We start from the raw sequence: 23,072 nt of genomic DNA, 5'->3' as shown, positions 1-23,072 counted from the left end.
TGGAGAACCGTCAGCCGGGTGTCAGCTGCTCGTCTTCTGGGTCAGGTCGTAGAAGGTGGCCGAACCGACCGTCACCTTCTTGTAGTTCTTCTCGACCCACGAGGAGATCTGCGAGGAGCTGCCCGTGCTGCTGCCGCCCATGCCCGTGCCGCCCGAGATGAAGTAGTGGATCTTGCCGTCCGCCACGTACTTCTTGAACTGGGCCAGCGTCGGCGACGGGTCGGTGCCGTTGAAGCCGCCGATCGCCATCACCGGGTCTCCGGTGGCGAGTTGGTAGCTCGCGGCGTTCTGGGAGCCGATGGACGCGGCGACCCAGGTGTACTTGCTCGCGTCCGTCTGGAGGAGCTTCTTGGCCGCCGAGGTGACCGTCGCGCCGTTCAGCAGGCCGCCGACGCCACCGCCGCCGCCCATGCCGCCGTCGCCGCCCATCTGGCCGCCGAAGCCTCCGCCCTGGTTCTGCGTGGTGCCGCCGCCACCGGGGGTGGTGCCGGTGCCGCCGCCAGGAGCTGTGCCCGTGCCACCGCCGGGCATCGTGCCCGTGCCGCCGCCGGGGAAGCCGCCGCCCTGGTTCTGGGTGGTGCCGCCGCCCTGCTGGCCGGGCATGGTGCCCGTGCCGCCGGTGCGGTTGCCGCCGCCGAAGCCGCCGCGACCGCCGCCGCCACCCGGACCGCCGCCCATCATGCTCGCGCCGGCCGGACCGGCCGTAGGAATCGAGCCGGTGTGGGCCGAGTTGACCGTCGACATGGTGTACGCCGCCGGGCCCGCGAGGCCCGCCACGATGCTCAAGCCGACTGCCGCGAGGGCGAGTTGGCGGCCGATCTTCGCGACGAAGATGAGGCCGAGCGCACCGGCGAGGGAGCCGAGGAGGACCAGCCACTTCAGCCAGGGCAGGTAGTCGGAGGTGCGGTTGAGGAGGACGTAGCCCCACACGCCGGCGGCAACTACCGCCGCGGCAAGGGTGATCGACGCCCAGATCTCGCCGCGCTTCTCCCAGAGGGAACCCGCGCCGATGCCGATCACGGCCGCGATGTAGGGGGCCAGCGCGATCGTGTAGTACTGGTGGAAGATGCCGGCCATGTAGCTGAAGACGACCAGGGTCGTGACCAGCGAGCCGCCCCACACGAGCATCGAACTGCGCCTGACCGACGTGCGGCCCAGCTTGCGCGTGGCCACCAGGCCCGCGACGAGGAGGATCAGCGCTGTGGGCAGCAGCCAGGAGATCTGGCTGCCGATCTCGTCGTTGAACATGCGGTTCCAGCCGGTGGCACCCCACATGCCGGTGCCGGTGCCGCCGCCTCCGCCGCCGACGCTGCCGGTCTCGTCGCCGCTGAGGCGGCCGAACCCGTTGTAGCCGAAGGTCAGTTCAAGGAAGCTGTTGTTCTGCGAGCCGCCGATGTAGGGGCGCGAGGACGCCGGCCACAGCTCGACGAGCGCCACCCACCAGCCGGCCGCGACAACCAACGCGCCGGTGGCCAGGCCCAGTTGGGCGAACCTCTTCTTCACGCTCACCGGTGCGCAGACCGCGTAGACGATGGCCAGCGGCGGGAGGATCAGGAAGGCCTGGAGGGTCTTGGAGAGGAACGCGAAGCCGATCGCGACTCCGGCCCAGACCAGCCACTTGGTGCGGCCGTCCTCCAGGGCCCGGACGACGAGGTAGCAGGCCGTCGCCATGAGCAACGCCAGTGCCGCGTCAGGGTTGTTGAAGCGGAACATCAGCGCGGCGACCGGGGTGAGCGCCAGCACGGCGCCCGCGATCAGACCGGCCTGCGGGCTGTGCCGACGGCGTACCGCCGCGTAGACGACCGCGACCGTGCCGACGCCCATGAGGACCTCGGGGACCAGGATCGCCCAGGAGTTGAGGCCGAAGATGCGGACCGAGATCTCCATCGGCCACAGGAACGCCGAGGGCTTGTCGACGGTGATCGCGTTGCCCGCGTCCAGCGAGCCGAACAGGAACGCCTTCCAGCTCTTGCTGCCGGCCTGGACCGCCGCCGAGTAGAAGGAGTTGGAGTAGCCGGACGCGCTCAGGTTGTAGAGGTAGAGCAGCGCCGTCGCCAGCAGCATGCCCCAGAACGCGGGGCGCGCCCAGCGCGGGTCCTCGGGCCGGCCGCGCCACAGCCGGCGGCCGAGCGGCTGCTTCGGCTCACCGGCGCCGGGGGCCGGCGTGTGCGACTCCACGACGACCGGCTCGCCTGCGGCCGTATCTCTGCCGGTGTCGCTGTCACCGGTAGTCGGCCCCCAGGAAGAGGGGCTGCCTCCTCCCGGGTAGGTCGTCTGATCGGTGTCGGTGGTCATCGGGGGTCCCTCGGATCGGTGTCGTGGGGACGCACCGGCTGCAACTGCATGGTCGCGTCCCTCCAGGTGCCGTCCGCGGCTTCACCGGCGCGGAACTGGGTGGTGTGCGGGGCGGTGTCGTACTCGCTCTGCTGGGGCAGCGGCTGGCGCTGGGGCAGCGGGGCGGCGTACGAACCGGGGTACTGCGGGTTCTGCGGGTGCTGCGGCGTCGTCGAATAGGTCGGCGACGAAGGGGAGTTGAGGGCTGCGGCCGTCTCCTCCTCGGTGCTGTCGTCGCGGTCCGGGAAGACCCAGGCGCGGAAGAGCAGGAAGCGCAGGACGGTCGCGGCGAGGTTGGCGGCCACCAGGACCGCGAGTTCGGTGGAGTGCGCGGGGTCGCTGCTGGCCGCGTTCAGCGCGGCGAGCGAACCACTGGTCAGCGCGAGGCCGATGGCGAAGACGACGAGGCCCTGCGCCTGGTGGCGGACGGCGCCGCCCCGGCCGCGGACCCCGAAGGTCAGCCGGCGGTTGGCGGCGGTGTTGGCGACCGCCGAGACCAGCAGCGCGAGCGCGTTGGCGACCTGGGAGCCGCCGAACTGCCGGAAGAGGCTGTAGAGGACCAGGTAGAAGAGGGTGGAGAGACCTCCGACCACGCAGAACCCGACGAGCTGGCGGGCCAGCCCCTTGGGCACGTCCTGGATGTCGCGGTCGCGCGGGTCGTCGCCGAAGGGCCGCGTGACGCGGTCGAGCGGCAGCGAACCGGAGGCCAGGGCCTTGCCCACGCGCCACACTCCCTTCAAGTCCTCGGTCGCCGTCTTGACGATGTGGACGGTCGAGTTCGGGTCGTCGACCCAGTCGACCGGCACCTCGTGGATACGGAGTCCGGCACGCTCGGCCAGCACCAGCATCTCGGTGTCGAAGAACCAGCCGGTGTCCTCGACGAGCGGCAGCAGCGCCTGGGCCACATCACGCCGGATCGCCTTGAATCCGCACTGGGCGTCCGAGAAGCGGGCCTGCAGCGAGCCGCGCAGGATCAGGTTGTAGGTCCGGCTGATGAACTCGCGCTTGGCGCCACGCACGACACGCGACGAGCGGGCCAGCCGGGATCCGATCGCCAGGTCGGAGTGACCCGAGATCAGCGGCGCCACCAGGGGGAGCAGCGCGTTGAGGTCGGTGGAGAGGTCGACGTCCATGTAGGCGAGGATCGGGGCGTCCGAGGCGGACCAGACGGTGCGCAGTGCTCGACCGCGCCCCTTCTGCTCCAGCCGGAAGGACTTGACCTCCGGGATCTCCGACTCCAGCCGCGCGGCCACCTGGGGGGTGGTGTCGATCGACGCGTTGTCCGCGATGGTGATGCGGAACGCGTACGGGAACGTGCGCTTGAGGTGCTCGTGCAGTCTGAGCACGCATGGCTGGAGGTCCTTCTCCTCGTTGTAGACGGGGATCACTACGTCCAGGACAGGCGTACCGGCGTCTCCGGCCGGGAGGTGCTCCCGCGCCGGCAGGGTGCCGGGAGAAGTGTCGGTTCGCATGGAACCGACTCTCCTCAAGCGCCCTGTTGCACCCATGTGGTGGCACTGTGCTGTGCCTGTGAGTGCGATTGCCAATTCGTTTCGGGGGCGGGCGCGGGCACGGCCGGTGCGAGCGCGGGCAGATGGACGGTGAACACCGTGCGTCCGGGAACGCTGTCCACGGTGACCGCGCCGCCGTGTGCGGTCGCGACCGCCTGCACGATGGCGAGGCCCAGACCCGTCGATCCCGTGGAGCGGGAACGGGCCGAGTCGCCGCGCGCGAACCGCTCGAAGACATGCGGCAGCAAATCGGGCGGGATGCCCTGGCCGTTGTCCTCCACGTCCACGCACATCCACGGGCCGCGTCTCTGCACCCGTGCCGTGATCGTCGTACCGGGTGGTGTGTGCTTGCGGGCGTTGCCCAGCAGGTTGATGAGCACCTGCTGGATACGGGCCGCGTCCGCCGACACGAGGGCCGGTTCGTCGGGCAGGTCGAGCCGCCAGTTGTGGTCCATGCCGGCCGCGCGCGAGTCGCTGATGGTGTCCACGACGAGCGGGATGAGGTCGGTCTGGTCGAACTGCAGCGGTCTGCCCGCGTCGAGCCGGGCAAGGAGCAGCAAGTCTTCTACGAGGAGGGTCATACGGCCCGCCTCGGACTCGATGCGGCCGAGGGCGTGCTTGGTGTCCGGGCCGGTCTGTTCGCGCCCGCGGCGCGTCAGTTCGGCGTAACCGCGGATCGACGCGAGGGGCGTCCGCAGCTCATGACTGGCGTCGGCCACGAACTGCCGTACCCGCATCTCGCTCTGCTGCCTTGCGTGCAGGGCGCCGTGGACGTGGTCCAGCATCCGGTTGAGCGCGGCACCGACCTGGCCGACCTCGGTGTGCGGGTCGGTCTCGGACTCGGGGACCCGTTCGTTGAGGGTGACTTCGCCGGTGTGGAGGGGGAGTTCGGAGACGCGGGTGGCGGTGGAGGCGACGCGGCGCAGGGGGCGGGTGGCCACGCCGACGAGGACGTAGCCGGCGATGCCCGCCGCCACCAGGCCGGCGGCGGTGACGCTGAGTTCGACGAGGATGAGGGTGTTGATGGTGTTGTCGACCGTGGAGGTCGGAACGGCGACGTAGTAGCTGCCGCTGTCCCCGCTCTTGTACTCGACGCGGAAGTCGCCGACTCCCGGGATCTCCACGGTGTGCTGCTTGTTGTCCTGGGGGACGGAACCGAGAGCGGCGAGCTGGGCCTTGGTGAGCGTCTTCGCGGTCATCTGATAGGTGCTCGCCGACTTCTCACCTCGGCGGGCATCGGTGATGGAGCCGTTCACGACCTTGGCCACGATGGTGCCCTGGGGCTGCGGCCCCTTGACGAAGTCGTCGAGCTTGGTCTGCTGCGCCTGCACCTGCCCCTTCTGCCCGCCGGGCGCGCCGAGACCGCCCTTGAGCTGCTGGGCGCCGCCGGGCGGCCCGAACGAACCGGACGCACGCGAGGCGGACTCGTTCAGCTGGCCGTTCAACTGCTCGTACAGATGCGACCGCAGCGCGAACGTCGTCACCGTACCGATCACCGCGCACACCACCGCGATCAGCGTCACGGACGCGACGACGAGCCGGGTCCGCAGGGTGCGCGGCTTACCCGCTCGTTTCTTCTGCGCACGCGGCCGTCGTCGCCCGCTCATGAGGCCGCGGGCTTGATCAGGTAACCGGCACCGCGCCGGGTGTGGATCATCGGCTCACGACCGGCGTCGATCTTGCGCCGGAGGTACGAGATGTAGAGCTCGACCACATTGGCCTGCCCACCGAAGTCGTACGACCACACACGGTCGAGGATCTGCGCCTTGCTGAGTACACGCCGGGGATTACGCATGAGGAAGCGCAACAGCTCGAACTCGGTCGCGGTGAGGTGGATGCCCTCCCCGGCCCGCGACACCTCGTGGCTGTCCTCGTCGAGGGTGAGGTCACCCACGATCAGCACGGAGTCCGAACGGCGGTCGGCGGCACCGGAGCGGCGGATCAGTCCGCGCAGCCGGGCGACGACCTCTTCGAGGCTGAAGGGCTTGGTGACGTAGTCGTCGCCGCCGGCGGTGAGCCCGGCGATACGGTCCTCGACGGCGTCCTTCGCCGTCAGGAACAGCACCGGGACGTCCGGCAGCTCTCTGCGCATCCGCCCGAGAACGGTCAGGCCGTCCATGTCCGGCAGCATCATGTCGAGGACGACTGCGTCGGGCCGGAACTCGCGCGCGGTCTGGATCGCGCCGGTCCCGTCACCCGCGCTGCGGATCTGCCAGCCCTCGTATCGGAGGGCCATGGACAGCAGCTCGGTGATCGACAGCTCGTCGTCCACCACAAGCACTCGGACGGGGCTCCCGTCCGGCCTCAGCAGTTCGGTGCGCCCCTGGGGCGAGGTCGTGGTCATAGTGGACACCTTGTCGGGGTCCTCTAAGAGCACGCTTTCTAGAGTCTGTGATTTTCCTGAGAAACTCACAGGCATCACTCAGGGAACACCTTGGAAGCGCTTGCCCAGCGCTCATCCAGGGGTCATGGAGCCGTGCATCGCGCCCGGACCCGCCCCTCTCTCCCCGGTATCTGCACGTTCTCCACGCATCACCCGTACCTGCGGGACTCTCAGCTCGTCCTCACCGTGCGAACAGCCGCGCCCCGTTGTCGTGGCAGACCGCGCGCAGCCAGTCGTCGCCGAGGTCCAGGCACTCCAGGGCGCGCAGTTGGTGCAGATAGGGATAGGGGATGTTCGGGAAGTCGCTGCCCAGCAGGACGCGGTCGCCGAGGGCGGCGAGGCGGGGGAGCGCGTGCGGCGGGAAGGGCGCGAGGCGTTCGCTGAAGTCCGTGAACGACATCGTCGTGTCCAGCCGCACTTCCCCGTACCGCTCGGCCAGGTCCAGGAAGTCCTCGTACTCCGGCATCCCCATGTGCGCGATCACCAGCCGCAGCCGGGGGTGCCGGGCCAGCACCCGCCCGACCGGCTCGGGCCCGGTGTGCTTGCCGGGCGCGGGCCCCGACCCGCAGTGGATCACCACGGGCGTCCCGCTCTCGGCGAGCAACCCCCAAGCGGGATCGAGGAGTTCGTCGGCGGGGTCGTACGCCCCGACCTGTACGTGCGCCTTGAACACGCGGGCCCCGGCGTCGAGGGCCTGCTGGACATAGCCCTCGACTCCCGGCTCGGGGAAGAGAGTCGAGGTGTGCAGACAGTCGGGGGTGCGGGCGGCGAAGTCGACGGCCCAGCCGTTCAGCCACTCGGCCATCCCGGGCTTGTGCGGATAGAGCATGGCGGTGAAAGCGCGTACCCCGAACTCCCTTATCAGCGCGACCCGTTCCGCCTCCTCCCTCCGGTAGGTGATCGGCCACTCCAGGGCTCCGCCGGTCGCGGGCCCGAGGGCGTCGAAGTAACTCCAGACCTTGCGGAGCACCCGCTCGGGCATGAAGTGCGTGTGCACGTCGATCAGCCCGGGGAGGCCCAGCCGCCGCCAGAAGGCCTGGACTTCGAGCGCTTCGGCCGCTCCGGCGGCTTCGGTCACTCCGGCGGCTTCCGGTGCTCCTGGTACTTCCGCTGCTCCTGGTACTTCCGCTGCTTCGGCATCCATGTCTTGATCCTCCCTATCGAACCGGGCCCTGCTCATCCACACGGAAGTCGGGTGTCCCCAGGAACACGTCGGCGGTCACCGGCCCATAGGCGATGTTGAATGTGTCCAGCCAGTACGACCAGTCCCGCACACCGGCCGCGCTGCTGAAGCGGTAGTTGAGCTGCCACCGGACCCACTGCCCCGGCACGAGCCGCACCGCCGGAGGTCTGCGCGGTCTGGGCGGCAGCTCGTGCATCACGCGGGGGAACACCCGCAACCGGCCGTCCACCCGGCGGAGTTCGGTGCTGACGTGCCTCAGCTCCGCCCGGCTGTCGCACGGTGAGAAGTCCTCCCACTCACGGATCTCGACGACATGGGCGAGCGGCGGCGCGTCGTCCGGCAAGGCGAACCCGACCGGCACCGCGTTCCTCCGGGCGGCGGCCTCACCGCCACGGGACCGCTTCGTCCAGGAGGTCCGGACCCACTGGACGGTGACGGGCACTTCCATACCGACTACCTCCCTGCCCCTTCCCCGCCGTCTCCCTGTCCGATGACGGCAGTCACCTCGGCCACGCCGCCGGAACCGGCATCAGAACAACCCCTCCTGCACCCCCGGCACCTCCCGCCTGAACTCCCGTACCGGCACGGTGAATCCACCCGTGTCACCTCCGGAGGAACCCGCGGGGATCAACTCCCACCCCGTCATCAGCCGGGTGTCCAGCACGACCACGCCCCGCCCGGTCGCGAGGTGGATGTCCGGCCCCGCCGCCGCGACGACCTCCCCGCTGACCACCCCGCCCGCGACCAACCCGCTCACCTCGCCGACGGGGGCCGGGAGTCCCGTGAGGCCGAAGGCGTCGACGTGGTCCACGGGGCGGTATGGCTCGCGGTGGAGCGACTCCGGCCATTCGCGCAGCGCGAGGGCGCGGACGTGCAGGTCGGCGATCTCGGCGGCCCGCTCCTCAGCCGACGTCGGCAGCGCGGAACGGACGGCGCGCTTCTCGGCGTAGGGGATCCGGTCCGGGACCCGCAGCGCGGCGCGCAGCAACTCCTCTGAACGCCGCGCCGCCATCAGCGGGCCGAGGCCCAGCCAGCTGAAGCAGACGGCGCCCTGTTCAAGCAGCCGCGCGGAGCCCCGCTCTTCGGCGGTGATGCCGACCTTGAGCAGGCCGGGGCCGAACCAGGCCAGGTATACGTGGTACGGCCGCGGGTCGTCCGCGATGGTGTCGGCGGCCACCGAGTGCGCCCGGTCCAGCCGCGCGCACTCCTCGCACCGCGCCCCCGTACTCCGCTCCGGCACCGCCGCCCGCACCGGACAGGCGTGCCCCCGCGCCCCCACACATGTCCGCCCGCCCCCTTCCGCGACCTCGAAGGCCACCCGCTTCCCCCGGGGCAACGGGCTCCCGCGCCCGCCGTCCCACTTCAGCTCGGGACCGTCCGCCGCCCACCGCAGCCCCGAGCACTTCCATGTCCGTGCCATCGCTCACGAGACTAGACGGCGGCACTGACATCGGCGTCAGCCTGCGGTTTCACCGGCCCGAGCGGACTCGCGCGGCACGACGGCGTACTCCTCGACCACCCGCCCCCGCCCCCGCCCCCGCCCGGCCAACCGGCACCCGACACACCCCGCATGCCCCGCCCGCGCCGACGGGTCCCGCACCCGCATCCCCCACTGCTCCCGGTCCCGCCGCCCGGGCGGCTTGCCCCACCCGGTGAGATGGAGCGCCCAGGTGACCAGCACGCTCACCACGACGATCCCCAGCCCGGCGCCGATCAGCAGGGCCGACACCGTGCACACCCCCACCCCCGCGACGGTCGACCCGACGGTCGCGATACCGAATCCGGTCCAGCCCGCGACCGTATGCCCCTCGTCATACTGATGTGCGCTCATGTGCGGCCTCCCTCGGAGCCCAGACGGACAGCAAGTCTCTCACCACCTAAGAAGTTTAGAGTAGAAACCTCTCACAAGCTAAGGCAATAACGATGCAAGCCAAGCCTCGCCCGACCGCCACCCCGGCCCAGGCGCTGGACGCGATGGACTCCCTCATCGCCACCGCCCAGCTCGGCCAGCACGAGATGGCCGAGCGGCTGGGCCTGAACGTCACCGATCTCCTCTGTTTCGGCTGCGTCCTCAAGGCCGGCGAGAACCTCCTCACGGCCGGCGACCTCGCCGAACACGCCCACGTCACGACCGGCGCGGTGACCGGCATCCTCAACCGCCTGGAGCGCGCCGGTTTCATCACCCGCGTCCCCGACCCGACCGACCGCCGCCGCGTCCGCGTGGCCTCGGTACCGGACGCGGTGACCCGGGTCGTCGCCCTCTACGGCCCCTACTACGACCGCCTCAACGCCCAGTTCGCCGACTACTCCCCCGCCGAGATCGCCGTACTGAACGACTGGTTCACGCGGACGTCGACGCTGGCGCAGGACTACATCGAGGAACTCCGGGCGCGGGACAGGGGGTAAACCCGACCCCCTTGGTACAGCCCGCTACACCAACGGTCCGGGAGACCGCTTCATCGTGCCCGGACCCGTACGACGGCATCGTTGACCTCAGCCGGTGACAGAGATCCGGCAGAGGCCCAACGGCCGTCGTACGGAGGGAAATCCCATGAAGTCGCTGCTCTCGCCGAAGCCGGGAACCGCGACCGGGACGACCCCCGCGGCCGCCGCCCCGGGCCCGTTCGCGTCCTTCGTGAGGTTCGTGGTGTGCGGCGGCGGGGTCGGGGTGCTGTCCAGCGCGGCGGTACCGATGCTGGCCGCGCTGATGCCGTGGGCGGCGGCGAACGCCCTGATCACGATCGCCTCGACGATCCTCTGCACCGAGCTGCACGCCCTGTTCACCTTCGGCACCGGCCGCCGCCCGGGCTGGCGCGAGCACTGGCAGTCGGCGGGTTCGGCCACGGCGGCCTACGCGGCGACGTCCGCGGCGATCCTGATCCTCCACACCGTCCAGCCCTCCCCGGGCATGCTCACCGAGCAGATCGTCTACCTCAGCGCCTCCGGCCTCGCGGGCATCGGCCGCTTCCTGGTCCTGCGCCTGTTCGTCTTCGCGGACCGCGCCCCGCGCACCACCACCATCACGATCCCGGTGGGCCCCTCCGCGTTCAGCGCGGCCGCGTAAGCACCCCCACGCACCAACGGAAATGCCCGTCCCCACCGTCCGACGAGAACAGGTCGTAGGTCGCCAGCGCGTACGCCCGCTGATAAAGGACGAGCGTGCCGGGCGAGTACCGGAACTCCTCGGCGAACAACCGGGTGAGCGTGACGGTATGCCGCTCCGCGTACGGCCCGTACATGTCCCATACGGCTGCTGCCACGGCGGCCTCGAAGGCCGGATCCCCGGCGGTCGTGAAGAACCCGAAGTCGAGTACGGCCACAGGGGCGCCGCTGTCATCGACGTGGACGTTGGGCGGCACGAGGTCCCCGTGCACGACACAGACCGGCCCACCGTCGGGAAGCGCCCGCAGGGATTCCACGGTCTCGCGCACGATGCCGGGGAGGCCGGGAACCCAAGCGGCGAGCAGACCCCCATGCCGCCGAACGGCACGCCGGACGAGGTCGGCGAGCGCGTCGGGAAACCGGGAGTGCCCCTCCCAGAGGGCCCGATCATCACCCTGCACGGTGAGCCGCCGCATGGCCTCGGTACCGGGCACGGCGGCCAGCCCGCGCACCACCGTCAGCAGGGCATCGGTCTCCCGCGCGGCCAACTCCGGTCCCGGCGCCACGACCGCCGAGTCGGCCCGCAGTGGGACACCGCCCAACTCCCGTTCGTAGGTGACCAGTACGCCCTCATGCTCCTCGACGCCGAGGATCTCCGGCGTGGCGAAGGCCAACGACGCCGAGTGCCCGGCGATGTCCGCGTACACCCGCCGCATCAGCTCCACCCCGCCCGGCCGCCGACCGCTCCACACCTTCCCGACGGCCCCGTCCCCGAGCCGGTAGACGGCACCCTCGACACCCGCGGCGAGCGGCTGGACCTGTCCGTGACCGCGCCCGGCGAAGTACCGCGTCCAGTGGGCGGTGTGATCTTGGCGGTGGGTGACCATGATGGAAGTGTGGACGAAACGCTCCCCAACAACCGCAACGACCCCGACGACCCCGACGACCCCGACGGCAGTGCCGGTGACGTCGACTACGGCACCATCGGCGCGGGGTACAGCAGTTATCGGCGGCCGGATCCGCGGATCGCGCGGGTTGTTCATCAGGCGCTCGGGGACGGCGTGGAGATGGTGGTGAACGTGGGGGCGGGGGCCGGGTCGTACGAACCGGGGCAGTTGCGGGTCACCGCCGTCGAGCCGTCGCGGGCGATGCGGGAGCAGCGGGGGCCGGGGCTGGTCAGGGCAGTTGACGCGGTGGCCGAGCAACTGCCGTTCGGTGATGGGGTGTTCGATGCGGCGATGACCACCTTCAGCGTGCATCAGTGGAGCGATCCCGCCGCCGGGCTGCGGGAGATGCGGCGGGTGGCCCGGGGACCTGTCGCCGTGCTGACCTGCGATCCGGCGCTGGTACGGGAGTTCTGGCTGTACGAGTACGCGCCCCTGGTGCTGGACACCGAGGCCCGGCGCTATCCGTCCGTCGAGGGGATCGCCGACGCCCTCGGAGGGACCGTCACCGTCACCCCCGTACCCATCCCCTCCGACTGCACGGACGGTTTCAACGAGGCCTACTTCGGGCGGCCGGAGAGTTTTCTCGATCCCGGTGCGGTTCAGGCCTGTTCGGCCTGGAGTTTTGTGGCGGAGGAGACGCGGGGGCAGTACGTCGGCAGCATCAAGGCCGCCTTGGAGGACGGGAGTTGGGACTCCCGGTACGGGGCGCTGCGGGACGCGGACGTCTACGAAGGGTCCCTGGTCCTCATCCGTGCGAACCCCTGAGGGTGGCGTCCTTCCCCGGGTGCGACTCCCGTTGGCGCCAACTCCCCGGCGGCTCCCCGTGGTTGCGGGTGAAGGCCGCCGCGAAGGCGTACGGCGAGGTGTAACCGACGGCGTGGGCGATGGCCGTGAGGGTGAGGTCGCCGGTGCGGAGGTGGTCGCGGGCCAGGGCCATCCGCCAGTCGGTGAGGTACTGCATCGGGGTCTGGCCGAGGGCGTCACGGAAGGTGCGGGCGAAGGCCGCCCTCGACAGGCCGCTGATCGCGGCGAGTTCGGGCACCGTCCAGGGGTGGCCGGCGTTCTCGTGGACGGCCTGGAGCGCCGCGTTCAGGCGGGGATCCGCACAAGCCCGGTACCAGCGGGGCGCGTTGGGGCTGCGCCGGAAGTCGTTGCGGATGGCGAGCACCAGGAGGACGTCCAGGAGCCGGTCCAGGACCGTGGGCCCGCCCGGTTCGCCCGGCGCCGGAGTCGCCAACTCGTGGGAGAGCAGCCCGATCACGTCCCGCAACGGATCCCCCACCGCCGCCGACAGCGTCAGCACCTGCGGCAGCGCCTCCAACAGCCCGGCACCGATGTCCCCCGAGAACCGGTACGCACCGCACAGGAACACCGTCGCCCGCGGATCCTCCGAACTCCCGTCCCGCGCATGCCTGTTCCGGAACTCCTCCGGCTCCAGGCACTCCGCGCCCGGCTCGTGCCCGATGTGGTGATCGGGGCCGCCGCGCACGAGCGTCACCTCACCCGGGACGAGTTCCACCGCACCACCGGGGTCGTCCAGCCACAGCCAGCCCCGCCCCCGTACGACGGTGTGCACGGCCAGCTGGATCGACCCGGCCAGCCGCAGTCCCCACGGCGGTTCGGCCACCGTCCGCGCGAAAACGGCACCGGAGGCGCGGGCCCGCGCGAGGCGGTCGTGCAGTATGTCCACCCGATCAGTATCCGTCGGGCGGCCCCGACAAGGACCTCTTCGAGCGTCTGACGTAACGAATCAAGCGATTCACGCATTGATCCGCTCCCGTCCCCCTCCCACGATGGAGTCATGACTGGATCACCCCCCACCGCCCTCGTCCTCGGCGGCACCGGCCGCACCGGCTCCCTCATGGCCCGGCAGCTCCCCGAACGAGGACTGCCCGCCCGCACCGCCGCCCGCCACGGCGCCGACGTCCTCTTCGACTGGGACGCCCCGGCCACCCACCCCGCCGCCCTCGACGGCGTCGACCGCCTCTACCTCGTCACCCCCGTCCTGCGGATCTCCTACGCCGACCAGGTGGCCGCGTTCCTCGACCTCGCCGTGGCCGCGGGGGTACGTCACGTCACCTACCTGAGCACCTACGGCGGCCAACTGGCGCCCCCGGACGTCGACATCAGGGCCGTGGAGGAGGATCTCGCCGCCCGGGACACCCTCACGCACGCGATCCTGCGGCCCGCGTGGGTGATGCAGAACTTCAGCGACGCGCACCTGCCGGTCGTCGACGGTGTGATCACGGTGCCGACCGGCGGCCGTAGGGAAGCCTTCGTCGACGCGGGCGACATCGCCGCCGTCGCGGTGGAGACGCTCCTCGACCCCGAGGGCCATCACGGGGCTCGGTACGCGCCGACCGGACCGCAGGCGCTCACCGTCGCCGAGGTGGCCGACGCCATCGCCGCCGTGAGCGGCCGGCCCGTCCGGCATCAGGACATCGACCCGGAGGTGTGGATCGGGGGTGCGGTCGCGGCCGGGGTCGTCCCCGCCGACTACGCGGTGATGCTGCGCTGGCTGACCGGGGCGATCGTCTCCGGGAACGGTTCCAGGCCCAACGACGACATCGAGAAGGTCACCGGCCGGGCGCCGACCGCCTTCGCCGACTTCGCGCGGCGCGACGCCGGTGCCTGGGCATCCCCGGCGGTGGTGAAGTGACCGAGGACATGGGCGAGTTCGCGGCGCTCGACCCGTTCTTCCGGATCGTCCGGGAAGGGCTCGCGGGGCTCGTCGACGGCGATGACTTCTTCGGGCTGCTGGCCGAGGACGTGGTCGTCGAGTACGTCGTGTCCGTGCCCGGCTACCCGCGCCGGGTCGAGGGACGCGGGGCGGTGGCGGACCTGTATCGCGGCTACGGCGAGGTCATGCTGCTGCACAGCGCGGACGGACTGGCCGTCCACCGGGACCCACGGACGTCCGTGGTCGTCCTCGAGTACGCGGTGCACGGACGGGCTGTCCGCACCGGGCGGGTCTACGACAACCACTTCGTCTCCGTGCTCATCGTCAAGGACCGGAAGGTGACGCACTGGCGCGACTATCTGGACCCCGTCGCCGTGTTCCGGGCCACGGGGTGGCCCGCCGAGGGTCGCTGAAAGACCGCCGCAGAAAGCGGGCGGAAGCGGAAGAAGGCAGCGGAAAGCGAGGCACATGGCTCGCTGCCGACTGACGGGGCTTCGCCGGACCCGGCCGTGGAAACCTGGCCCGCCATGGCCGGGGAGAACCGGCCCGTCGTGGCCGTGGAAGCCCGGCCCGCCTTGACTAGCCCGCCCTGCGGAAAACCTCGTCCATGTCCGAGAAGGATGCTTGCCCGTCGTCGAGCAGCAGCGTCTCGTCCTCCCCGAAGTCCGGGGCCTGGAAGGGGTTCGTCGCCGGAGGGGGCGATCCCGCGCTGGACTGGCGGGACGCCCCTTCCGGGGCGGAGAACAGCGAGGTCAGTTCGATGAGAGGTCTCCCGTTCGTTACAGGCCGCTAGGACCTGGTGTGCCGTGAACCGGGCACAGCGGTCCTACAGCTTGCTCATCTTGGAGTACGGGCTCAGGATGCGCTCCTGGACCGACCCGAAGTCGACGAGCACCGCGATTCCGTCCTCGATGCCGATGACCCGGCCGAGGCCGTACATGTCGTGTGTGACCTGGTCGCCCACGGCGAACTGCTTGGGTGCCGCCGCGGCCGGGGCCTTGAAGGGACTGGTGGGCAAATAGCGCTTCGGTGCAGCTGGCTTTGTCATTGACTCCAGTATGGGCCTAGACACGCCACTCGCTGAGGCCGTCCACATCGCTTGTTCATCACAGATCGGGCACTCGGGAACCACTTCGAGGCCCCGGACGTACCCCTCACGCCCCTGACCTGGCCCTTCCCGGACCCGCACCGGAACCACCAGAATCCGCCACCGGCCTTCGAAACAACGGACGCCGGGGCATACGCGCCAGGGACAGCACGAGGGACACACGCGAGAAGCCCCGGATCGCTCCGGGGCCTCTCGTCAGATGTGCACTCGGCAGGATTCGAACCTGCAACCTTCTGATCCGTAGTCAGATGCTCTATCCGTTAAGCTACGAGTGCTTGTTTTCTCTTGTTTTCCTTCGTCGTTCCCGGCCCTTCCGGCCCGCTCGCGGCGACAGGAAGAACATTACATGACTGCCGCCGCCATGTGAAATCCGTTAGCCATACCCCTTGTGAGCTGCGAAAACGGCCTTGCGGAGGGGTTCCGGGAACGACCGAAGCCCCGGTCGCTCGGACCGGGGCTTCGACGAGGTGCGGAGGCGGAGGGATTTGAACCCTCGATGGGATTTGCGTCCCAAACCGCATTAGCAGTGCGGCGCCATAGACCGGACTAGGCGACGCCTCCAGCACAACCACCCGCGCGAGCGCGGAAGGTGCGTGCAGATGATGACACAGACGAGCGCGGTGTCACCAATCGCCTCCCACGGTACTAGGCAGGCGGCCCGCAGGGCAAAGCCGTTGATGCCGGCCGCCGTGTCCGCAACATCCGGGGGCTGCGGGCGTTAGTCAGGTCATGTTGCAGGTCAACCGTCTCCTCGTGATCGCCGCCGCGTCCGCCGCCACCGTCGGCTCGCTGGCCGCCGTGCCCGCCACCGCGTCCCCCGGCACCCTCCGCACCCTCGCGCCACCGCCCGTCCGCGACGAGGACCGCTCCGGCGGCGACCACCTCACCGTCACCGTCCGGCACACGGGCACCGCGGCCGACGGCACGCACGACCTGTACTGCCACCCCGGCGGCGGCACCCACCCGGACGTGACCGGCGCCTGCGAGGCCGTCGGCCGCAACACCCAGTGGGGGAAGGACCCCTTCGCCCCGGTGCCCCCGGACAGCATGTGCACGATGATCTACGGCGGCCCCGCCACCGCCCATGTCACCGGCACCTGGGCCGGCCGCCCGGTCGACGCGACGTACGACCGCGGCAACGGCTGCGAGATCTCCCGCTGGAACGCGATGGTCCCGCTGCTGCCCGACCTCGGCGCCCGCCGCTAGGGACAGGCGGAGGCCGCTGAAGACACCGGGGAACGGTGGCCGGTTAGCGCTCGGTCACACGTTCTACGTCACTTCACCGTGCGACCTCCCTCTCATCTCACTCCGCGAGCACAAGGACTGCCCTTAGACTCCCTCGCGTGACACGTCGCGGGCAGGTTGGCAAGATGGCCTCCGCGGTCGGCAAGGTGCGGTAACAGGGAGGAAGCGTCTCGTGAGCAGCAGGCCATCCCGAGGCGCTGCTCGCCTCGCAGCCATACTCGACGCGCTCCCGGACGCGTTGGTCCTGGTCAACGCCAACGGGACCGTCGTCAACGCGAACACCATCGCGCTGGAGGCCTTCGAGGCGCCGGGCACCGCGCTCGTCGGGCGCGGACTGCTGGACCTGCTGCCGGAGTTCGACTCCCGGCTCATCCCGGGTTCCATGCGCCGCCCCGACTCGATGGACCCCCGCGGCCGGACCAAGCCCACCCGCATGACCGCCCGCCGCACCGACGGCTCCGAGTTCCCCGTCGAGGTCACCAGCGCCAACCTCGAAGACGGCCAGCAGGCCTACGACGGCTACGGCTACACCTCCGACGAGCTCCTGATGCTCGTCGTGCGCGACCTCTCCGGGACCGTGGACACCGAGGCCGAGCTGGCCCGTTCGCAGCGGCAGACCGAGATGATCCTGCGCGCGGCCGCCGAGGGCGTCGTAGGAACGGACACGGACGGGCGGGTCGTGCTCGTCAATCCGGCCGCCGCGCAGATCCTCGGGTACCGCGCCAGCGACCTGGGCGGCAAGGAACTGCACACCCTCGTCCTGCACTCGCGGGCGGACGGGTCGCCCTTCCCGTACGCGGAGTCGCCGCTCGCCGACACCCTGCGGTCCGGGCGCAAGCACCGGGTGCGCGGGCAGGTGCTGTTCGCGAAGAACGGGGACCGGGTCTCCGTCGACCTCACCACCGCGCCCGTGCGCGACGGCGATCAACTCGTCGGCGCCGTGATGACGTTCACCGACCGGAGGCCCTACGACTCGCTCGCCGAGGAGAAGGACGCCGCCGACAAGCTGCACCGGGACGAGCTGGAGCGGCTCGACGAGGAGCACGCCTCCGAGCTGACCTCGCTGCGCCAGAAGCACATCACCGAGCTGGAAGAGCTTCAGGAACGGCACGAGGAGGAACTCGCCGCGAACGAGGAGCGGTACGCCGCGCTCGGGGAGCGGGAGAAGGACCGGTTCGAGGAGCTGGCCGGACGGCACGAGCAACTTCTCACGCTGCTCGGACGGTCGTTGCGCGGACCTCTCGACGAACTGCGCCGCGAACTGGCCGCGTTGGCCGCCGATGACGCGGGGCAGTTGTGGCCCGAGGCGAATCAGGTTCTCCATCATCTGTCGGCCGGGTACTCGCGCATCACGCAGCTCATCGACAACGTGCTCGGGTACCAGCGGCTGGAGACCGGCGACGGGGAGCTCAACCGTACGAAGGTGATGCTGGACGCGGTGGTCGCGGCCGGTGTCGACGGGGCCGTAGAACTGATCGGGCCCGGGCGGGTGCAGTTCGCCGTGCACGCGCCGCCCATCGAGGCCGAGGTCGACCCGGTGCTCCTCGCGACCGCGCTCGCGCATCTCGTCGCGGATGTCGCGGGGGTCGACGCGACCGGCAACTCGCCTGTGTCGGCGGGCGGTTACATGGACAACACGGTCGTCGTGGCGGCGGCGCAGCGCGGTGAGGTCGTACGGATCGAGGTGCGCGGGCCGTACGCCGGGGGAGACCCGGTGCACGAGCCGATCGTGCGGGGGATCGTGCGGGCGCACGGTGGGGTGCTGCAGACGCATGACGTACCCGGGATGAGCGGCAGCGCGTATGTGCTGGAGGTGCCCATCGGGGGCGGGGCCGGTGCCGTCGCGGCTCCGGCCGCTACCGGTGGCGGCGCCGAACTCGCCCTGGCCGAGCCCGCGTCGGGCAGCAACGGGCGGCGGCGGGCCCGGCGGTCCTCCGTGGACGCGTTCCTGGAGAGCGAGGTGCCGGGGGCCGATGACACGGGTGGTGCTGGTGGCTCCGGCGGCTCCGGTGGCTCCGGTGGTGAAGCCGCGGTGCCTACCGGGCGGCGCAGGAGGCGGGCGGGCGATGAGTCGGCCGCTGCGGAGGCCGGCGGTGACGGGGCGTCCAGCGGTACCGGGCGGCGGCGTGGGCGGGCGGCCGAGGGTGCGGCCGGGGACGACTCTGAAGGTGTGTCCGGGGGTGTCTCCGAGGGCGCTGTGATGACGGCGGCGGAGCATGCCGCCGGGACCGCGGCCTCGGGTACGGGGCTGGGTGGCACCGTGTCGCCTCGCGGTGTGCCTGTGGGTGGTGAGCGGCAGGCGTTGCCGGCCGCCGCGTTGCCCGCGGGCGGCTCCGCCGATGACTCCGGTGGTGCTGACAACTCCGGTGGCGAGGACGGGCAGCCGACCGGGCGTCGGCGGCGGGCCCTGGCTGCCGCGGCCGAGCGGGCCGCCGCGCAGGAGGCGGGGGCGCGGACCGTGTTCGCGTTGCCGCCGGCCGAGGCCGATCGGACGCCGGACGTTTCTGCGGCTACGGCCGCGCAGGCGCCGGGAGTTGCGCAGGCTCCGGGGGTTCCGGTTGCGCCCGGGCAGGTTCCCGGGGGTGTTCCTGGTGGGCATCCCGGTGATGACGGGCGGCACGATGCCGTTCCGGTCGATCAGGGTGACGATCACACTCCGCCTCAGCCTCATCCCGCGAGCGCGCCAACTGGGCGGCGGCGTCGGGCTGTTGCTCAGCCGCAGCCTCAACAGCAGGCGCAGGGTGGGGAGTCGGTGCCCGTGCAGGCCGGGGCCCCGGTTCAGGCCGGTGTCGAGGTGCAGGGGCAGGGGCAACCCGGTGCGGTGGTTCCGGCGCAGGGGACGGCCGGGCAGGGGGTTCCGGCTCGGGTCGGTGCCGGGCAGCAACAGGGTTTGGCGCAGGCGGGAGTTGGGCAGCCCGGTGCCGCTGTGCAGCTTGCCCCCGCGCAGGGGCTTCCCGGCCCGGGGCAGGCTCCGGTGGGGCAGCCGTTGCCGGCCGAGGCGGTTCCCGGGCAGGGGATTCCGGCTCAGGGGAACCCCGGGCAGCCGGTTGCGCCGCAGGGGATCCAGGGGCAGGGGCATCCCGGCCAGCCTGTCTCGCCTCAGGGGATCCCGGGGCAGGCAGCCCCCGGTCAGCCGATTCCGCCGCAGGGGATTCCTGGTCAGGCCGTGCCCGCGCAAGGGCTTCCGGCTCAGGGGAACCAGGGGCAACCCGTCTCCCCGCACGGCATTCCCGGTCAAGTCGCCCCCGTTCAGGGGCAGTCCGGTGAGCCGGTGCCGCCGCAGGCGCTGCCCGCCGCGGCTCCGGCACCCGTAGCGGCGAACGGCGCCGAGACCGCCGTAGCGCCGAACGCGGCCCCGAACCCGCAGCCGAACACGCCCGCACCTGGGACTCCCGTACCCGCGCAGGCGCGTGCCGCTCAGCCGCTTCCCGCTGAAGCCGCCGCGCCCATTGACCCCAACTCCACTCAGGGGCGGGCGATCAGTGTGCGGACGTTGGGGCAGGGGGTGCCGTTCACGCGGCAGGCCGCTCAGGTGCAGGTGCCCGTCGCCACGCCTACGCCTCCGCCGCATCAATCGGGCGGTCGGCGACGGAAGTTGGGGACTCGGCCCGAAACCGCCGCCGGGGTGGCCGAGCAGAGTGAGCGGGCTCAGCCCTCCATGGCCGGGCAGTCCCGGCTCGCGCAGATGACCGAGGGCGCCGGACGGTCGTACGCCATAGGGGCACCGGACGAGAACGCGGCCGAGGGGCCGGAGCCGTTGGACGGGCCGGGCGGTGCCGTTGAGATCGCGGATACGCCCAGGCCGCAGCCGCTCGACGACGAGTTGCCGCCCGAGCCGCTCGACAATCCGCGTCGGCTGCTCGTGTGGCCCGCGCCGGACGTGACGACGACGCAGGCGCTGAGCGACCGCGGGTACCGGCCCGTCATCGTGCATTCGCGCGAGGAGGTCGACGCGCAGATCGCCGCGTTCCCGGCGGCGCTGTTCGTGGACCCGTTGACCGGGCCGATCACGCGGACCGCACTCCAGTCGTTGCGGCAGGCGGCGGTGGCCGCCGAGGTGCCGGTGCTGGTCACGGCCGGGCTGGGGCAGGCCACGCGTGAGGCGGCCTACGGTGCCGATCCCGCCGTTCTGCTGAAGGCGCTCGCGCCGCGGGACAGTGAGCAGCATCCGCCGCGGGTGCTGCTGATCGAGGAGCACGCGGAGATCGCGCTGGCGCTGACGGCGACGCTGGAGCGGCGCGGGATGCAGGTGGCCCGGGCCGCGAGCGATGCCGACGCGGTGACGTTGGCGGGGCAGCTGCGGCCGAATCTGGTGGTCATGGACCTGTTGCAGGTGCACAAGCGGCGGGCCGGGATCGTCGACTGGCTGCGCGCGAACGGGCAGCTCAACCGCACCCCGCTCGTCGTGTACACGGCCGCGGTGGACCAGGCGGATCTGCCTCGGCTGGCGTCGGGTGAGACGGTGCTCTTCCTCGCCGAGCGGTCGACGAGTACGGAGGTCCAGTCGCGGATCGTCGACCTGTTGGCGCGGATCGGGACCAACTAGCCCTCAACTGACCGGTGGGGGCGGCTACTTGGCGACCAGTCGCCGTGCCGCCTCCTTGATCGACTCGCGGAGCCGATCCCGGTCGGTGTCGTCCGCGCCCACCAGGACGCGGCGCATCTGCGGTACGACGACACCCCAGTTGGCCATCGCGACCAACAGGAAGAGGAGGTCGCGGGCCGGGATCACGTCGCTCACGACACCCCGGTCCTGGCCGTCCTGGAGCGCGGCGACCTTGAACGCGTAGTGCTGCTGGCGCTCGGCCTCGTCGGGCAGTTCGGCGGTGCCGTACTCCAGGCCCTCCCAGAAGAGGAGGCGCAGGACTTCGGGGTGGGCCGCGTGGTAGTCCATGAGCCGGTCGATCCAGCCCTCGATGTCGTCGGGGTCGACGGGGAGCTGGACGGCCAGGTCGAGCATGGACCTGCCGAGGACCTGCGTGAACAGTTCCGCCTTGTTGCCGAAGTAGGCGTAGATCAGCTGCTTGTTGGCCTTCGCCTCGGACGCGATGCGGTCGATGCGCGCGCCCGCGATGCCGTGCCGCGCGAACTCGGCGACCGCCGCCTCGAAGATCCGGGCCTTGGTGGCCTCGGGGTCTCTGACTCCCATGGGGCCAGGGTACTCGGGGGGCGGCGGTAACCAACTATTTGGTTGACAGGGAATTACGGGGCGCCGCATGCTGTTCCAGCTGCCAACCAACCAGTTAGTTGTTAGAGCCCGCCCGCATGTGAATTCCTGGGCCTGAAGGAGTGCCACCGCTCATGTCCTCGGCAACCATCGCGCAGACGTCGGTCGCGAGGCCGGTCCCCACGGCCGCCGACCGCCTCTTCCTCGTCCTCATCGCCGTCTGTACCGCCGTGACGGCCGCGAACATCTATCTCGCGGGCCCGCTGCTCCCCCTCATCGCGCACGACTTCGGCTCGACCCCGTCCGCCGTGGCGTGGATCGCGTCGGTCGCGCAGTTCGGCTACGCCACCGGCCTCCTCTTCTTCGCCCCGCTCGGCGACCGCGTGAACCGGCGCCCCCTGGTCGCCGCGCTCTCCGTGGCCACGACGGCGGCCCTGCTCGTCGGCGCGGCGGCCCCCGGCACGGCCGCCCTCGCGGTCGCCGTGTTCGTCGCGGCGGCGGCAACCGTCGTACCGCAACTCCTCGTACCGCTGGTCGCCGAACGCGCCCCCGCCCACCACCGCGCCCGCCATGTCGCGGCGGTCATAGCGGGCCTGTTCACCGGCATCGTGGCGGCGCGCGTGGTGGGCAGCCTGGTCGGCCAGGCCTACGGCTGGCGGGTCGTGTTCATCGGCTCGGCGGGACTCACTCTTCTCCTCGGCCTCGCCACCGCGTACGTCCTCCCGTCCGAGAAGCGCCGCGGCTCCGGCCCGCTGTTCGCCGGCCTCGCCGCCCTGCCCGGCCTGGTCCGCAGCTCGCCCGACCTGTGGCGCGCGTGCCTGCGGCAGGCGGGGATGTTCGGTGCGTGGAGCGCCCTCTGGACGACGCTCGCCCTCCTCCTGACGGGCACGACGAGCGGTTCCTACGGCTTCTCGACCGCGACCGCCGGGCTGTTCGGGCTCTTCGGGCTGGCGGCCAGCGCGGTGGCTCCGCTCGCGGGCGGGTTCGTCGACCGGTTCGGCGCGGGGAAGGTCGTACGGTCCGCGTATGTGCTCGCGGCGGTGTCCGTGCCGCTGTTCTGGCTCGGCGGGCACGTCCTGTGGGCCCTGTTCGTCGCCGCGATCGCGATCCACGCGGCCCTGGTCGCCTCCCACGTCGCCAACCAGACCCTCGCCCTCACCACCACCTCCACCCCGGCGACCGCCAACACGGCGTACGTCGTCGCCGGCTTCACGGGCGGCGCGCTCGCCTCGTCGCTCGCGGGGCCGGCGTTCAGCCACTGGGGCTGGGGCGGGGTGTGTGTGGTGGCGGGGGTGTGGCTGGTGATCGGGTGGGGTGCGACAGCTGTGCGGCGGTGCGTGGGGCGCTCGGCGCCGGGGGGGGTATAGCGCGAAAGTGTGACACTCGATGGGAAAGTGTCACACTTCCGCGGG

Annotated in this window: 20 protein-coding genes and 2 tRNA genes; 8 read left to right on the top strand and 14 right to left on the bottom strand. The window is 71.3% G+C overall.

Annotated features, from left to right (window positions below):
• Positions 1-21 precede the first annotated feature (21 nt).
• The 8 genes from OO69_RS38375 to OO69_RS38340 all read right to left on the bottom strand — a co-directional run bounded on the left by OO69_RS38375 (position 22) and on the right by OO69_RS38340 (position 9,242).
• Complete coding sequence (locus OO69_RS38375) at positions 22-2,295, bottom strand: glycosyltransferase family 39 protein (RefSeq protein WP_033285549.1); 2,274 nt, start codon at positions 2,293-2,295, stop codon at positions 22-24.
• Entirely contained in the window at positions 2,292-3,806 is a 1,515-nt protein-coding gene (locus OO69_RS38370; RefSeq protein ID WP_033285548.1) for a bifunctional glycosyltransferase family 2/GtrA family protein, read from the bottom strand. The genes OO69_RS38375 and OO69_RS38370 overlap by 4 nt, the downstream gene beginning before the upstream one ends.
• 14 nt (positions 3,807-3,820) lie before the next feature.
• Complete coding sequence (locus OO69_RS38365; RefSeq protein ID WP_033285547.1) at positions 3,821-5,452, bottom strand: sensor histidine kinase; 1,632 nt, start codon at positions 5,450-5,452, stop codon at positions 3,821-3,823.
• Positions 5,449-6,189 carry a response regulator transcription factor gene (locus OO69_RS38360; protein WP_033285546.1) on the bottom strand — a complete coding sequence of 247 codons (741 nt, stop codon included), beginning with the start codon at positions 6,187-6,189 and terminating at the stop codon, positions 5,449-5,451. Before OO69_RS38360 ends, OO69_RS38365 begins: the two co-directional genes overlap by 4 nt.
• A gap of 220 nt (positions 6,190-6,409) precedes the next feature.
• Positions 6,410-7,372: an amidohydrolase family protein gene (locus OO69_RS38355; protein ID WP_234444638.1), complete on the bottom strand. Its 963-nt coding sequence runs from the start codon at positions 7,370-7,372 to the stop codon at positions 6,410-6,412.
• A gap of 13 nt (positions 7,373-7,385) precedes the next feature.
• On the bottom strand, positions 7,386-7,853 hold the full coding sequence (locus tag OO69_RS38350) for a hypothetical protein (RefSeq protein WP_033285603.1): 468 nt from the start codon (positions 7,851-7,853) through the stop codon (positions 7,386-7,388).
• Between the two features lie 87 nt (positions 7,854-7,940).
• Positions 7,941-8,831 carry a DUF2797 domain-containing protein gene (locus tag OO69_RS38345; RefSeq protein WP_078652759.1) on the bottom strand — a complete coding sequence of 297 codons (891 nt, stop codon included), beginning with the start codon at positions 8,829-8,831 and terminating at the stop codon, positions 7,941-7,943.
• A 36-nt stretch (positions 8,832-8,867) separates the two neighbouring features.
• A complete protein-coding gene (locus OO69_RS38340) occupies positions 8,868-9,242 on the bottom strand; it encodes an HGxxPAAW family protein (RefSeq protein WP_033285543.1) in 375 nt (124 codons plus the stop codon).
• 92 nt (positions 9,243-9,334) lie between these two features.
• Here OO69_RS38340 and OO69_RS38335 point away from each other — a divergent pair, with 92 nt between their 5' ends.
• A complete protein-coding gene (locus tag OO69_RS38335; RefSeq protein ID WP_033285542.1) occupies positions 9,335-9,817 on the top strand; it encodes a MarR family winged helix-turn-helix transcriptional regulator in 483 nt (160 codons plus the stop codon).
• A 145-nt stretch (positions 9,818-9,962) separates the two neighbouring features.
• The gene (locus OO69_RS38330) at positions 9,963-10,475 is read left to right on the top strand and encodes a GtrA family protein (protein WP_051801517.1); all 513 of its coding nucleotides are present in this window, start codon (positions 9,963-9,965) and stop codon (positions 10,473-10,475) included.
• Here OO69_RS38330 and OO69_RS38325 read toward each other — a convergent pair.
• On the bottom strand, positions 10,459-11,400 hold the full coding sequence (locus tag OO69_RS38325) for a phosphotransferase family protein (protein WP_033285541.1): 942 nt from the start codon (positions 11,398-11,400) through the stop codon (positions 10,459-10,461). The two genes, OO69_RS38330 and OO69_RS38325, sit on opposite strands and share 17 nt — an antisense overlap.
• A gap of 9 nt (positions 11,401-11,409) precedes the next feature.
• On the opposite strand from OO69_RS38325, the gene OO69_RS38320 reads away from it, so the two are divergent.
• Positions 11,410-12,225: a class I SAM-dependent methyltransferase gene (locus tag OO69_RS38320; RefSeq protein ID WP_051801515.1), complete on the top strand. Its 816-nt coding sequence runs from the start codon at positions 11,410-11,412 to the stop codon at positions 12,223-12,225.
• On the opposite strand, the gene OO69_RS38315 is transcribed toward OO69_RS38320, so the two are convergent.
• The gene (locus OO69_RS38315) at positions 12,206-13,150 is read right to left on the bottom strand and encodes an AraC family transcriptional regulator (protein ID WP_033285540.1); all 945 of its coding nucleotides are present in this window, start codon (positions 13,148-13,150) and stop codon (positions 12,206-12,208) included. The genes OO69_RS38320 and OO69_RS38315 overlap by 20 nt on opposite strands.
• A 111-nt stretch (positions 13,151-13,261) precedes the next feature.
• Between OO69_RS38315 and OO69_RS38310 the strand changes: the two genes are divergently transcribed.
• Both OO69_RS38310 and OO69_RS38305 read left to right on the top strand, forming a co-directional pair.
• Complete coding sequence (locus OO69_RS38310) at positions 13,262-14,119, top strand: NmrA family NAD(P)-binding protein (protein WP_033285539.1); 858 nt, start codon at positions 13,262-13,264, stop codon at positions 14,117-14,119.
• Positions 14,116-14,553, top strand: a complete 438-nt coding sequence (locus tag OO69_RS38305; protein ID WP_234444637.1) for a nuclear transport factor 2 family protein — start codon at positions 14,116-14,118, stop codon at positions 14,551-14,553. Before OO69_RS38310 ends, OO69_RS38305 begins: the two co-directional genes overlap by 4 nt.
• Before the next feature lie 413 nt (positions 14,554-14,966).
• Here the strand turns inward: OO69_RS38305 and OO69_RS38300 are convergent, their stop codons facing one another.
• From OO69_RS38300 to OO69_RS38290, 3 genes are all read right to left on the bottom strand, one after another.
• Positions 14,967-15,188 carry a hypothetical protein gene (locus OO69_RS38300; RefSeq protein ID WP_033285538.1) on the bottom strand — a complete coding sequence of 74 codons (222 nt, stop codon included), beginning with the start codon at positions 15,186-15,188 and terminating at the stop codon, positions 14,967-14,969.
• 262 nt (positions 15,189-15,450) lie between these two features.
• Positions 15,451-15,523: transfer RNA gene (locus OO69_RS38295), tRNA-Arg, on the bottom strand.
• A 195-nt stretch (positions 15,524-15,718) separates the two neighbouring features.
• A tRNA-Ser gene (locus OO69_RS38290) sits at positions 15,719-15,809 on the bottom strand.
• 168 nt (positions 15,810-15,977) lie between these two features.
• Here OO69_RS38290 and OO69_RS38285 point away from each other — a divergent pair.
• Entirely contained in the window at positions 15,978-16,454 is a 477-nt protein-coding gene (locus OO69_RS38285; protein ID WP_033285537.1) for an SSI family serine proteinase inhibitor, read from the top strand.
• 211 nt (positions 16,455-16,665) lie between these two features.
• Positions 16,666-21,039, top strand: coding sequence for a PAS domain-containing protein (locus OO69_RS38280; RefSeq protein ID WP_078652758.1), 4,374 nt, complete (start codon positions 16,666-16,668; stop codon positions 21,037-21,039).
• 24 nt (positions 21,040-21,063) lie between these two features.
• Here the strand turns inward: OO69_RS38280 and OO69_RS38275 are convergent, their stop codons facing one another.
• Positions 21,064-21,642: a TetR family transcriptional regulator gene (locus tag OO69_RS38275; RefSeq protein WP_033285536.1), complete on the bottom strand. Its 579-nt coding sequence runs from the start codon at positions 21,640-21,642 to the stop codon at positions 21,064-21,066.
• 152 nt (positions 21,643-21,794) lie between these two features.
• On the opposite strand from OO69_RS38275, the gene OO69_RS38270 reads away from it, so the two are divergent.
• Complete coding sequence (locus OO69_RS38270) at positions 21,795-23,027, top strand: MFS transporter (RefSeq protein WP_033285535.1); 1,233 nt, start codon at positions 21,795-21,797, stop codon at positions 23,025-23,027.
• Positions 23,028-23,072: the final 45 nt, after the last annotated feature.

The organism is Streptomyces sp. NRRL F-525 (genome assembly GCF_000716605.1).
Lineage (GTDB): Bacteria > Actinomycetota > Actinomycetes > Streptomycetales > Streptomycetaceae > Streptomyces.
The sequence above is the reverse complement of the archived record's forward strand: the minus strand, read 5'-3'. Positions and strand labels throughout refer to the sequence as shown.